General features: G+C 40.3%; 11 protein-coding genes. 3 read left to right on the top strand and 8 right to left on the bottom strand.

Translation table 11 applies throughout. From position 1 onward, the window contains the following. Positions 1 to 4 precede the first annotated feature (4 nt). Complete coding sequence (locus ACZ5WS_RS03090; RefSeq protein ID WP_178954503.1) at positions 5 to 706, bottom strand: spondin domain-containing protein; 702 nt, start codon at positions 704 to 706, stop codon at positions 5 to 7. Between the two features lie 183 nt (positions 707 to 889). Between ACZ5WS_RS03090 and ACZ5WS_RS03085 the strand changes: the two genes are divergently transcribed. Both ACZ5WS_RS03085 and ACZ5WS_RS03080 read left to right on the top strand, forming a co-directional pair. Continuing rightward, positions 890 to 1,255 carry a DUF4870 domain-containing protein gene (locus tag ACZ5WS_RS03085; RefSeq protein ID WP_178954505.1) on the top strand — a complete coding sequence of 122 codons (366 nt, stop codon included), beginning with the start codon at positions 890 to 892 and terminating at the stop codon, positions 1,253 to 1,255. A 75-nt stretch (positions 1,256 to 1,330) separates the two neighbouring features. Beyond that, positions 1,331 to 1,771: a YqaA family protein gene (locus tag ACZ5WS_RS03080; protein WP_010392588.1), complete on the top strand. Its 441-nt coding sequence runs from the start codon at positions 1,331 to 1,333 to the stop codon at positions 1,769 to 1,771. Here the strand turns inward: ACZ5WS_RS03080 and folX are convergent. From folX to ycaO, 7 genes are all read right to left on the bottom strand, one after another. Beyond that, entirely contained in the window at positions 1,748 to 2,104 is a 357-nt protein-coding gene (gene folX, locus ACZ5WS_RS03075) for a dihydroneopterin triphosphate 2'-epimerase (protein WP_008108994.1), read from the bottom strand. The genes ACZ5WS_RS03080 and folX overlap by 24 nt on opposite strands. Positions 2,105 to 2,107: 3 nt before the next feature. Continuing rightward, positions 2,108 to 2,662 carry a GTP cyclohydrolase I FolE gene (gene folE / locus ACZ5WS_RS03070; RefSeq protein WP_008108996.1) on the bottom strand — a complete coding sequence of 185 codons (555 nt, stop codon included), beginning with the start codon at positions 2,660 to 2,662 and terminating at the stop codon, positions 2,108 to 2,110. Between the two features lie 24 nt (positions 2,663 to 2,686). Then, entirely contained in the window at positions 2,687 to 3,406 is a 720-nt protein-coding gene (folM, locus tag ACZ5WS_RS03065) for a dihydromonapterin reductase (protein WP_178954507.1), read from the bottom strand. Positions 3,407 to 3,533: 127 nt separating this feature from the next. After that, on the bottom strand, positions 3,534 to 4,370 hold the full coding sequence (nadE, locus tag ACZ5WS_RS03060) for an ammonia-dependent NAD(+) synthetase (RefSeq protein ID WP_178954509.1): 837 nt from the start codon (positions 4,368 to 4,370) through the stop codon (positions 3,534 to 3,536). 73 nt (positions 4,371 to 4,443) lie between these two features. Beyond that, positions 4,444 to 5,076: a YceH family protein gene (locus ACZ5WS_RS03055; protein ID WP_075170877.1), complete on the bottom strand. Its 633-nt coding sequence runs from the start codon at positions 5,074 to 5,076 to the stop codon at positions 4,444 to 4,446. Positions 5,077 to 5,117: 41 nt separating this feature from the next. After that, complete coding sequence (locus tag ACZ5WS_RS03050) at positions 5,118 to 8,456, bottom strand: ATP-binding protein (RefSeq protein WP_464710593.1); 3,339 nt, start codon at positions 8,454 to 8,456, stop codon at positions 5,118 to 5,120. Between the two features lie 117 nt (positions 8,457 to 8,573). Further along, positions 8,574 to 10,334, bottom strand: coding sequence for a 30S ribosomal protein S12 methylthiotransferase accessory factor YcaO (gene ycaO / locus ACZ5WS_RS03045; protein ID WP_290170613.1), 1,761 nt, complete (start codon positions 10,332 to 10,334; stop codon positions 8,574 to 8,576). Between the two features lie 156 nt (positions 10,335 to 10,490). Between ycaO and ACZ5WS_RS03040 the strand changes: the two genes are divergently transcribed. Beyond that, entirely contained in the window at positions 10,491 to 12,779 is a 2,289-nt protein-coding gene (locus ACZ5WS_RS03040; RefSeq protein ID WP_464710591.1) for a penicillin acylase family protein, read from the top strand. Positions 12,780 to 12,847 lie beyond the last annotated feature (68 nt).

Raw genomic sequence — 12,847 nt, 5'->3', positions numbered from 1 at the left:
GCTCCTACTTAACCGTAACGGTTAGCTTAGCTACTGGGTTTAACCATCTGTGAACCGTATTACTTAAATCGCTATTACCAGCGGTTAAATCGTCGTCACCTAACGTGCCTGGATGAATATGTACGTTAATATTGCTATCGGTACTTGTTAAGCCAGCGCCGCCTGTGCCCGCGTCGCCACCTGGGGCTGCAGGAATACCTGGCGTACCCGGTGCACCTGAGCCATCGACAATGAGTTCATTATTGTGCTCAGTGCCTGCATCATATGCATTTAAGTAAACAGTATAAGTGCCTGCTTCGGTTGGGATTTTCCAGCTATCCAGGCCAACAAAGCCATCGTTTGTAGGCAGTAACATAGCGGTTACTGAGAGGTAGTCATTACCATCGGTTGTCATTAGTGTGGCCATGGTCGATGATGATGGCGCTAATAAGCCTCCTGCTGGGTTTGCAGCCATGTCGCTACCTGCTGCAGTAGCTTGTGCCATTAGTTCTGCAATGTTGCCACCTTCAGCCATTGTTTGTAATGCAGTAGAAGCTTCAGTTGCAACTTCAAAAAGCTTATCTTCGCTGTCGTGTGCTGTAACTAGCAGTGGGGTAAAGTGAATGCCTTGTGTTAGGTTGGTTATTGCTAGGTCTAACTCTGCAGCTATGGCTGACTGGCTAGCTACTGCTAAAAGAGTTGCAAGTGTAAATGTTGAAGCTTTCATTTTTATTTCCTGTATGTGATGATTCGAGATAAGTATTGAACAATCGTCTCCAGAAACTCTCACAAACTTATCACTTTTTTATCACAGAAATTTAGGTTGTGATTTTTTTACAAATAAATAGATAAGTGGTGTTATATACCTGTGTATAATTAAACCGGATTTTAAAAATTAAAGGATTGTGCTATGGAAGAAAATCAAGAAATTAAAGTCGTTAATAAAGATGACCGAACTTGGGCAATGCTATGTCATTTAAGTGCATTAGCTGGGTTTATTGTGCCATTCGGCTCGGTGTTAGGCCCCCTTATTATTTGGCTAATTAAAAAAGATGAAATGCCTATAGTTGATATACATGGTAAAAAAGCGCTTAACTTTCAAATTACTATGGCTATAGCTTATTTTGTATGTTTTTTACTAATTTTTGCAGCTGTTGGTTTACTACTGTTACCTATGGTCGCTATCTTTTCATTTGTGATGGTGGTTATCGCAAGCGTAAAAGCCAACGATGGCAAAGAGTTTAATTATCCCCTTAGCTTAAATTTAATTAAATAAGCGTTTTGATTTAAGTTAAAAAGTCGTTCAAACCCAGCTTAATGGCTGGGTTTAGTTTTTAGTCATAAGGGAAAAATGCTCTATATAACATTATTTTTTACAGCATTTATATCGGCTACGTTATTACCCAGCTCGTCTGAAGTATTGATGGGTGGGATGATAATGCAAGGTAATACTAACTTATGGCTAATTTGGTTTGCAGCAACCTTAGGCAATGTATTAGGCAGTTGTGTTAATTATTGGCTTGGAACACAAGCATTACGCTTCAAAGATAAAAAATGGTTTCCAGTTTCTGAAAAAGGGCTTAAAAAAGCGCAAAAGCAGTTTAATAAATATGGAGTATATAGCTTACTGTTTGCGTGGTTACCTATTGTTGGCGATCCACTAACTGTTATTGGCGGCGTGTTTAAAGTGCGCTTTAGTATGTTTTTAGTGCTAGTAACACTCGGCAAAGGGCTACGTTATTTAGCTGTAATAGCCCTTGCCGTTGGATTATTTGTGCCAGTCCAGAGTTAGCGACACAGAGTCTGCAAAGCGCAGCGCATGAGGTTTATCCACTCGGGCTTTGGCATAATTTACACTTGGGTGCGAGTGGCAAACAGCAAGAATTTCAGCAACTAATTTTTCTAACAATAAAAAGTGACCCTGTTCAACTAAGCTAATTACTTCTTTAGTAATTACCTTGTAGTTAAGTGCTTGTTCTACTTCATCAGTTTCACAAGCTTGATCAGCCGGATAATGAATTTCTAAATTAATGACTACATCTTGTTTTTTTTCACGTTCATCAGGATTAAAGCCAATAAACGTGCGTAGCCGTAAGTTAGTTACATTAATTATTGCGTTTGCCATAGGTTATCCTTTGATCAGCTGTAAAAACTCATTACGTGTTTTCGGATCGGCTCTAAAGTTACCAAGCATAACCGAAGTACGCATACTTGAGTTTTGCTTTTCCACGCCACGCATCATCATACACATGTGCTTTGCCTCAACAATGACGCCTACACCTTTGGCACCGGTTACTTCCTCAACCGCTTTGGCAATTTGATGGGTTAGCTGTTCTTGAATTTGAAAACGGCGAGAGAACATATCCACAATACGTGCAAACTTAGACAAACCTAACACTTTGCCATCAGGGATATAAGCAATGTGACAGCGGCCAATAAACGGTAATAAGTGATGCTCACACATAGAGTAAAGCTCTATATCTTGTATCAACACCATATCGTCAGCATCTGAGGTAAATACTGCATTGTTAGTGATTTCGTTAAGCGTTTGGCGATAACCTTGAGTTAGGTACTCCATCGCTTTTGCAGCGCGTTTTGGAGTATCGAGCAACCCTTCACGTTCTGCATCTTCACCGACTGCGGTTATAATTTTTTGATAGCTTTCTTTTAATTCGTTATGCATAAGTTTCTCGTTTATTTAGATGACTTACTTAAGATGGCGACCACCATCAACAGGTAAAGCACGGCCTGTGATGTAATGGCTGTTTAGTAGTAGGTCGATACTATTGATAATTTCTTGGCATCCAGGTTCGATACCCATTAATGATTTTTTTAAAGTTTTAGCGCGATACTGCTCATCATCATGTTGATTAAAAATAATTAATGATGGTGCGACGGAATTCACTTTAATATTCGGTGCATATTTAGCACTAAATGATTTGGTTAAGTTATCCAAGGCGGCTTTGCTGGCCGCATAGGCTAAGTGTTTTGGGCTGCCAGTTTCCACTACGTAATCAGTTAGATGAATAATGTCAGCGGGCTTAGTGTGAGACGCCTGATAATTTAATAGTAAATCTGCACAGCGTAAGTTTACCAAGTACGGTGTTTTTGCATGAATGCGCATCATACTGTCAAACAGCTGCTCAAACTGAGGGTTGTTAGCTTCACAGTCCCAGCTTGATGCATTATGAATTATCGCGCTTAGTGAGTCAGTCTGTGCTTTAAGTAATGTAATAAAAGTATTAATACCCTCATCAGAACTAAAGTCAGCATAAAGACAAGTGGCCCCTTTTTGCTCTAGCAAATCTACCGCTTCATGGCGGGTACGATAAGTAATAATGACCGCTTGCCCTTGGGCTATAAAATGCTGTGCAAGCGCAAGTCCAATACGTTGTCCTGCACCAGTAATCAAAATAGGGGGGGTCATAAAATATAAAACTCTCTGTTGGCAAGCGTTAAGGTTAACCGTTAAAATTTAAGCCACTTATTTTCACGCCATTTTTTACGTAAAATATAAGCGGCTCGATCAGTTAAATCACACTTATAATATTGATTTAAAAAGCATCGTATATTGTTGGAATAGGCTGGCGCTTATGTTGCGTGCGTTGGTAAATTGCAATCAGTGTTTGTTCCACATGCTCGGAGACTGGTTTACCTTCTAAAAAGTCATCAATTTCTTCATAGCTTAAGCCTAATGCTTCCTCGTCAGTCAAACCTGGTCTATCACTTTCTAAATCCGCAGTAGGTGCTTTTTCAACTAACAAAGCAGGTGCACCTAATGCTGTTGCCAATGCTCTAACCTGACGTTTAGATAGACCAAACAAAGGGGCTAAATCGCAGGCGCCATCGCCAAACTTAGTATAAAAACCGGTAATGTTTTCGGCGCTATGGTCGGTACCTACAACGAGCCCTTGGCAAAACCCAGCAATTTCATATTGTGCAATCATGCGTTGGCGTGCTTTCACATTGCCTTTAATAAAGTCTATTTTTTCTTGTGTTGGCAATGGCTTATTATTACCAGCTAAAGTTGCCATTGTTTGCTCGTGCAGTGCGTCGGTTGCAGGCTGAATATTAACTGTCATACGGGTGCTGGGCTTAATAAAATCAACCGCCATTTGTGCTTCGCTTTCATCTGCTTGCACTCCATACGGTAAGCGCACAGCAATAAATTGATACTGTGTATCTTGGTGTTCTTGATTAAGCTCATTAACAGCAAGTTGGCATAATCGGCCACAGGTTGATGAGTCTACACCGCCACTAATACCTAGTACCAGTGAAGTTGAGTATGCGGCTTTTAAACGTGCTTTAATAAAATTTACTCGGCGTTTAATTTCAGCGTTAACATCAATACTAGGCTGAACTTTCATTTCAGCCATAATTTCGGCGCGCATGGCCCGCTCCTTAAAGTTAAAAAGTTTTAATGCTCAAAAAAGAATAGCTATTATGTGATTTCAAATTACACAATTAAAGTCCTATATACTCTTTTATTTGTTTAAGTTGAGCTTTTAGCTCGTTAATTTCAGCGAGTATCTCATTGAGCTCTTGGTTTTTTAACTCGTCTGTAATGGTTTGTGTTGCTGTTGGCTCATCGTTTTCTGCAGAAGGTGCTGTAAATAAGTGGATATAACGGCTATCACGCTTACCAGGCTCACGGGGCAGCTTTTTAACATGGCTATTTTCAATCAATTGTTCAAGCGATGTTTCAACGTCGTCAACATTGGTAAAGTCAGCTAAGCGAGCACAACGGGTTTTTAATTCACCGGGTGTTTGAGCTCCCCGCAATAATAATAAACATATAATGGCGCGTTGTTGTGCGTTAAATTGTAAGTGACTAAATTGTGTATTACAAAAGCGATGGTCGTATTTAGATACACGTCCACTGAGACCTTCATCTTCTGTTACCAAGCGTAAGTCGATTAATTCGGCAATGGTAGCCTGAACTTGCTGTTGGCTTAATTCGAGCACAGGAGCGCGATTTGATTTTTGATTACAAGCATTCGTTAAGGCATTTAATGATAGTGGGTAATGTTCAGGCGTTGTTGTTTGCTTTTCCAATAAACAGCCAATAACTCTTTGTTGTTCAACTGATAACTGCATAATATCCCTTACTTCATCGATTCTATTTTAAGCTTACACTGTTATTTAGCGCTAAGCCATTGTTGCAATTTAGCATGCATAGCAGGGCCATCGAGAGGTTTACTTAAATAGTCGTTCATACCGGCATTTAAACATTTGTCTTTATCTCCGCGCATTGCATTAGCCGTTAGTGCAATAATGGGGATGGTTTGATTCTCTTGACCCGCAAGGCCCTCTCTAATAGCCATGGTAGCTTGGTATCCATCCATAATAGGCATTTGGCAATCCATTAAAATAAGTTGATAAGTGTTTGCGGTTGCTCGGTTTAATTTGGTTAGGGCGTCTTTGCCATCTTCTGCAATATCAAAGGTAAGCTCAGCTTGTTTTAATAATGCACAGGCAACCACTTGGTTTACTTTGTTATCTTCTACAAGCAACACATGGCCTTTCGCTTTTTTTTGTTTATTAATCGCTGGAGGCAGCGCTAACTCTTTAGGTTGTGCTGCCAATGTACTTTTTACCAGCGTGTTATATAAATCAATAGCAGTGAGAGGTTTAAAAATTAAGGCTGCTTCATTGTTTCCATAAAATAAATTGCTTTTTGAATAGCTCATTGGGGCCATAATCAAAATATGGCTTTTCACTAAAAAATGTTTCAACTTTTCAGCCAAAGGGTGTGCTACAGGCTCCAAAAAGCTTGTGTCAATAATTGCTACATCCGGTGGCGTTTGTTGATGATTACTTATATAAGTTTCAACCTCTTCATAATCACATACTGCACTGACATCTGCGCCCCATAGCATTAATTGCTTCTCGATGATGGTGGCATTCATCTCGCTATTATCAACAATGAGTATTCGCTTTGCTTGTATATGTTGACAATCTAAATCAAATGCTTGGTCTATCACTGAGGTAATGCTGACTGAAAAAGTAAAGGTACTGCCTTCATTAGGTGAGCTATTTACACTTACCTCGCCTCCCATGAGTTCGCACAGCTGCTTAACTATTGCCAACCCTAAACCTGTACCGCCATATTGGCGGGTTGTTGATGCATCAGCTTGAGTAAAAGAATCAAATAACTGTTTTTGCTTCTCTAAACTAATACCAATGCCGGTATCAATAATCGCACATTCTAAAGTCGTATCATCGAGAGTTTTTTCAATGGTAGCGGTTACCAGTACTTGTCCGTTTTGAGTAAATTTTACGGCATTGGCAATCAAGTTATTTAAAATTTGTCGTAATCTATTTGGATCACACACAATCTCACTGGTGCTTACATGCGTAGTATCTACAATTAATTGGGTGTTATTGCTTTCGGCCTTGAGCGCAAACGACTCAATAATCTCGCCTAGTAATTGTGGTAGATTAAATTGAATGCTTTCTATGTCTAACTTACCAGCCTCTATTTTAGAAAAGTCTAAAATATCATTAATAATCCCTAATAAAGACTCTGCTGACGATTGGGCAAGCTTTATATGATGACGTTGTTGCTGATCAAGTGAGGTCGCCTGAATGATATTAAGCATACCTAACACTCCATTCATCGGGGTGCGAATTTCATGACTCATGCTAGCTAAAAATTCACTTTTAGCGATCACCGCCTGTTCAGCGGCTTCTTTTGCCATTACTAGTTCAGCTTCGGTTTCTATGCGCTGTTCACTAGAGTGAAGACTTCCTATTAGCGCGCCGATAGCAATTAAAAAACCTTCTTCGTTTTGCGTCCATGATCTAACCGTTGCTTGTTCTGCGCATACAACACCAATAGAGCCGCTGCCTGCGGGGATCATAACACATAGCATTGCTTTAATAGGTGATGGCTCGAGGTAGCTTTTTGCTATGGGTGCGAGACAAGCTTGTTGCTGTGCGTCTTGAGCGCTAAAAACGGCTTTGTTTTCTAGGGTGGTAAAAAAGTCAGGGATGTCGTGCTGGCGCCAAGGCGTATTATTATCACTGTTATTTTGGCTATAACTCGCAATGGGACTAAGTTGAGTTTTGTATTTATCAAACAAGCGAATGCTTACTGTATTCACTTTAAGTGCACGACACACCGCACGAGTAATAAGCTCTTTTGATTCGCTTAATTTACCTTTTAATATGTGGTCGCTAATAGTTAACGACGCTAAGGTTTCATTAAAACGAGCTATTTTTTGATCTTCTATTGCTACCTTTTTACGGGCATCAATATTTTGTAGTGAGCCGAATATTCTGTTACAACGCCCATTTTTATGCTCGGCTTCACCATGTATGAGTGCCCAAATCACTTCGCCGTTGGCATTAATAACTTCCAGTTCGGCCTCGTAGCTTTCACCATATTTAACCGCCCTGGAAATTAGTTCAGCCGCCTTATCTCTGCTTTTACCCTCTTTAAAGTAATATAAATCGGATGACCATTTAGGTTGCTCATCTAAAGGGTATTCAAATATCTTTTTGGTCATGTCTGACCAAAATACCTGCTTTTTTTCTAAATTAAATGACCATGCGCCCACTTGCGCTAGGTTACTCATGACCTCGAGCATTTTTTCGTTTTCGTGTTCTCTATTGAGCATTTTTAAAAACAATAAAAACGCAAAAATAAGCAAACTCAAAATAACAATAATAACGATACGTAACGGCCAGATAGACGACGATGCCGGTTGCCAGCCTGTTTTTGGCACTACATAGAGCTGCCAAGCTCCGCCTTGAAAGTTTAGGTTAAACTCAAGCGGGTTTTGGCTGGTAATTTCAGGGTCACCAAAGAAAAACTCACCTTGTTTACCTAAGCCATTGCGTCCTTGAATAGCAACGGTGTATTTTTTTTGTAATTCGAAAATTCCAGCGTTGTTATAGACTTTTTCTATATCGAGTACCACAGAAAGCAGCCCCCAAAAAGAGTGGTCTTCAGGTAAATAAACTGGCACTCGTGCAATCAAAGCTTCACTGCCTTGAACTAACGTGAGCGGTCCAGCCATTACAATAGTATTAGTGTCGCGTGCTTTAATAGCATCATCGCGTTGCGCTTTATTTTCTAAAAAATTGAGTCCAATGGCTTTTTCATTCCCTTTAAGCGGGTAGGTCATTGTAATGACCATATTAGGTGCAGCACCAATATTACGTAGTTCGTTAGAGGTGTTAAACAGTGGAGCGGCAATTTGCCCAAAACGTGTTTGGCTTAAATTAGGCTCGGCAGCAACGGCTACAGCCAAGCCTCGTATTAACTGAATATTAGATACCAAAATAGCTTCAAGCTGAGCTCTGTAGGTACTTACTTGAGAAAGTACTTGTAAACGGTAAGCATCTTTTGCCCGATTATAATTAAGCCGTTCAAGCACTAAGCTTGTTATTGCAATTAAAGTGATTGCAAATAAAAAGGTAAGCTTAAAATTATAAATGGATGTGCGTTTACTTTTGCGCTGTTGCCACATAAGGTGTAATTAAATTGTTAATATAGAAAGCTTAACTATAGCTAACTAACACTAGAAACAAAAATGGCGCAGTTAAATATGCGCCACTTTCTTTTTAACTATAAACACGTTTAGATATTATGAATCACTAACTTCGCGTGCCCAATGATGCTGTTTCGCAACATGTAACTTGCGGTAGCCATCCAATAATGCGGCGTGCTTTTTAAAGCCTTCAAGCGATAAACCTGGGAAAGTTAAGCCGTTAAAGCGTGTACGACCTTCTGCAATCTCAATTGCAAGGGTTACATTATTAGCGCCAAACATCAGTCCTAAGGCGTCTTGGTAGCTTGTATATTCACGTTCGTCATCGTATTTAATTTCTAAAATAGCTTTTAAACAACGGAAATGACGCATCGCGTCTTCATTAACTTGGCCGGTATGTAAAATCCAGTCAACCCAATCAATCGCTTCTTCGCTGCCTGCGGCTAAGCATAAGTGTGCTTTCAGTTCACCAATACGTAGAGTATGCCAAGGCGTATCGGCATCGGTTGCTAAGCCAATGAATTCAGCAGCGCGAATAATATCGCTATGACCAGCTTCTTCTAGGTTTTCGTAAATTTCCATCAGTTGCTCAGTGTCATATTGATCAAGTGATAAGAAAGTTTCGCGGAATTTAGCGCCTTCGTTGTTATTACGCCAAATAAGCTCATCTACCGGATAAATATCAGACATACCAGGCACTAAAATACGACATGCATACACATTTAAGTGGGTGTAATCCATGATGTAGATATCATGGCCCATGCTGTGAATTAAATCAGTACAGAAGTTATATTCTTGCTCAGTTGAACCACTAAAGTCCCAATGTACAAATTCAAAGTCTGCTTCAGAACGGAAAAAGTCATGAGAAATTAAACCGCTTGAATCAATAAAGTGCAGTTCAATGTTTTCAGGTGTGGCTACTTCGTCGTTGTCAAAAGTGGCAGGTTGAAATACGTCTAGTTGATCTAGGCGACGACCTTGCAGTAGCTCAGTTACCGTACGTTCAAGTGCCACTTCAAATGAAGGATGAGCACCAAAAGAGGCAAATACAGAGCCATCTACTGGGTTGATTAGCGTAACACTCATTACAGGGTATTTACCGCCAAGTGAGGCATCTGCAATACGTAAGTGGAAGCCATGGCTACGCAACTCTTCACAGGCTTCATGAATTTTAGGGTATTGTTTTACCACATCTTCAGGCACGATTGGTAAGCTAATACCTTCAGCAATAATGCGATTTTTAATGGCGCGTTCAAATACCTCAGATAACCCCTGTACACGGGCTTCAAATTTAGTATTACCAGCACTCATACCATTAGAAACAAAAATATTACCAATCACGTTCACCGGAATATAAATATCTTGGCCGTCGCGCTGGCGGGTATAAGGCACAGTACAAATACCACGTTCAAAATTACCAGAATTAAAGTCATAAAGGTGTGAGGCAGTTAATTCACGCTCAGGGTCGAAGTAATCCCATAAGCTTTCATCCATAATCCCTTGTGGTACTTCATCTTCTGCTACTTTAAACCACTTTTCGTTCGGGTAATGAGTAAAGTCACCATTGGCAAATTCTTCACCTAAGTAAAAATCAGCAAAAAAGTAGTTACAGCTTAAACGCTCAAAATATTCACCTAGCGCAGAAGCGATAGAGGCTTTATCAGTAGCACCTTTACCGTTAGTAAACATCACACCACAGTCGCTATCTTTTATATGAACTGAATAACAGTTTGCTACAGGGTTAAGCCATAGCGCTTCTTCAATATTAATATTTAGCGCTTTTAGCTTGTTTTGCATGGTAGAGATAGACGATTCTAAATCGCGGTCTTTACCTTTAATAAATGTTTTTTCAGTCATTTTGATCTCAACTAGGTCTGCACAATACATGAACTGTGTATTATCGTGGATTTTGATGTTTATTTCACCCTTTACCCGCTTTTCGTAGCGTTTTTAATAGAACGATTATGAATATATGCTAATAATAGTTTATTGAAAAAGTTGAAGGGTATGTTTATGTTTAAAGTAATCAAACGGTTGCTATTAATTGTTGTGGTTTTAGCGCTTGGGGGGACTGCTATTGTATACGGCGTGTTGACTCTAAGTTTACCTACCCTTGATGGCAAAGGCCGAAGCGATGCGGTAACGCAGCCAGTTAAAGTTGCTCGAGATACGCTTGGCCAAGCTGTTATCACTGCAGCTACTCGCCATGATGCTGCCTATGGCTTAGGTTATGCTCACGGGCAAGATCGCTTTTTTCAAATGGATTTACTTAGACGTAATGCCGCAGGTGAGCTCAGTGAGCTATTTGGTAAAGCCGCGCTCGCTCTTGATAAAAAAATGCGCTTTCATCAATTACGTAAACGTAGCCAAACAATTTTAAAAACTCTCCCCCAAGCCGATAAGCAACTACTAAAAAGCTATGCACAAGGGGTAAACGAAGGACTTGCGCAAGTAGGGTACCCAAGTTTTGAATACCTACTTACAGGGGCTGAGCAACAACCATGGCAAAGCGAAGATAGTCTGTTAGTTATTTTTAGCATGTATTTAGATTTACAAACTGCCACCTTTGAACGCGATCAAGCTTTAATTCAAATACAGCAGCAATACGGCGCAAAAATGGTTGAATTTTTAACCCAACCAAGCCAATACCAAGCAGCATTAGATGGTAGTGTTTTAACACCTTATTCTCAAACTATACCTCAGTTACCAACGCAGCCATTAGCGGCGATTAAAAGCATTACTGCTAATTTAGAAGTAGGCAGTAATAACTGGGCAGTGACCGCAGATTTAACTAATACTCAAGCTGCGATGCTTTCAGATGATATGCACTTATCAATGGCGGTGCCGGTTATTTGGTATCGAGCGCAGCTTAATTACACTCATAACAATCAAGCTTATCAGGTAACCGGTGTTTCGTTACCAGGAGCACCTGCCATTGTGGTTGGCAGTAATAATAAAATTGCATGGGGATTTACTAATGGCTATATAGATACAGCCGACTGGATTGCATTAACTGATAGCAGTAAAACATGGCAAGTAAATGAAGTGATTGCCTTGGATAATGGCAGCGTAGAAACCTATCCCTTAACGCTAAGTGAGTATGGCCCTGTTAAATACATTAACAATCAGCCTTATGCCTTAAGTTGGGCTGCGCATCAGCCGTATGCCGTTGATATGCAATTGTTACAGCTTGAGCAGGCTGAAACAGTGGATGATGCCCTTAATATTGCAAGTAACGTGGGTATTCCGGTACAAAACTTAATGGTGGTAGATAGTCAAGGCAGTGCAGCTTGGAAACACATGGGCGGTATTCCTGCGCGAACAGTACCCAGTGAGTTAGCCATTAATGAAAGTGAATATTCAGCAACTTGGCAGCAAAATGAAGTTATTCGCCCGTTTGTTAAAAACCCTGAGAGTGGGCGCCTATGGACAGGGAATTCGCGAGTGGTCTCTGCTGAGGATAATGCACGTTTTGGTAATGGCGGCTATGCCCTAGGTGCTCGTGCGACGCAAATACGCGATCGGTTGTTTGAAAAACAGCAGTTTAACGAAGGCGACTTTTACCAATTACAGTTAGACAATCAAGCGCGTTTTTTAACTCCTTGGCATAGCTTATTACTTGAGCAGTTAAAACAGCAGCCAGAACACTATGTAAATTATATCAATGCACTAGATAATTGGCAGCAATGCGCCTGCCCAACCTCTGTTGGTTATACATTAGTAAAAACGTATCGTGATGAGCTAATAAATATTTTGTTTAGTAGTATCGAAGCGAGCCTCAATCAGCAGGATGGTACATTGAGTTATGTAAAACGCGATTTAGAGCCCGCTGTTTGGCAATTAATAAAAGCGCAGCCAACAAGTTGGGTTAACCCGCAGTTTGCTAATTGGGAGCAGCAATTACAGGCAGCTTTTGAGCAAACACTCACACAGTTAACAGCAAAGTTTGGTAATAACATGCAAAATTGGCAATGGGGTAAAGTAAACGAATTAGCGATTGAGCACCCATTTGCTAAACAAATACCTCTATTGAGTAAGCTACTTAATATGCCTACCGCTCCAGGGTTTGGTGATAGTTATATGCCTGCCGTACAAAAAACTAGTTTTGGCGCATCGCAGCGATTTATTGCCCAACCTGGACATTTAGAAAGTGCTATTTTAACGGTGCCAGGAGGGCAATCAGGGCACCCACTTTCTGAGTTTTATCGAGCCGGATTTGATGAATATGTAGGAGGAAAGCACACCCCATTGTTACCGCAAACATTCATGCATCAAATTGAAATAGTGCCTATCAACGACTAGCTTTGGATGCAGAGTGAGCTAAATAAGTTGCTATCACGTTTTATAACCATGATTATTAATTATAGGGT

It is taken from the genome of Pseudoalteromonas sp. 11L1 (genome assembly GCF_055397545.1).
The sequence above is the reverse complement of the archived record's forward strand: the minus strand, read 5'-3'. Positions and strand labels throughout refer to the sequence as shown.

Excerpts from the sequence above, each read along its gene's own strand:
- ACZ5WS_RS03090 (WP_178954503.1), bottom strand. The coding sequence starts at position 706 with ATGAAAGCTTCAACATTTACACTTGCAACTCTTTTAGCAGTAGCTAGC.
- ACZ5WS_RS03085 (WP_178954505.1), top strand. The coding sequence starts at position 890 with ATGGAAGAAAATCAAGAAATTAAAGTCGTTAATAAAGATGACCGAACT.
- ACZ5WS_RS03080 (WP_010392588.1), top strand. The coding sequence starts at position 1,331 with ATGCTCTATATAACATTATTTTTTACAGCATTTATATCGGCTACGTTA.
- folX (WP_008108994.1), bottom strand. The coding sequence starts at position 2,104 with ATGGCAAACGCAATAATTAATGTAACTAACTTACGGCTACGCACGTTT.
- folE (WP_008108996.1), bottom strand. The coding sequence starts at position 2,662 with ATGCATAACGAATTAAAAGAAAGCTATCAAAAAATTATAACCGCAGTC.
- folM (WP_178954507.1), bottom strand. The coding sequence starts at position 3,406 with ATGACCCCCCCTATTTTGATTACTGGTGCAGGACAACGTATTGGACTT.
- nadE (WP_178954509.1), bottom strand. The coding sequence starts at position 4,370 with ATGCGCGCCGAAATTATGGCTGAAATGAAAGTTCAGCCTAGTATTGAT.
- ACZ5WS_RS03055 (WP_075170877.1), bottom strand. The coding sequence starts at position 5,076 with ATGCAGTTATCAGTTGAACAACAAAGAGTTATTGGCTGTTTATTGGAA.
- ACZ5WS_RS03050 (WP_464710593.1), bottom strand. The coding sequence starts at position 8,456 with ATGTGGCAACAGCGCAAAAGTAAACGCACATCCATTTATAATTTTAAG.
- ycaO (WP_290170613.1), bottom strand. The coding sequence starts at position 10,334 with ATGACTGAAAAAACATTTATTAAAGGTAAAGACCGCGATTTAGAATCG.
- ACZ5WS_RS03040 (WP_464710591.1), top strand. The coding sequence starts at position 10,491 with ATGTTTAAAGTAATCAAACGGTTGCTATTAATTGTTGTGGTTTTAGCG.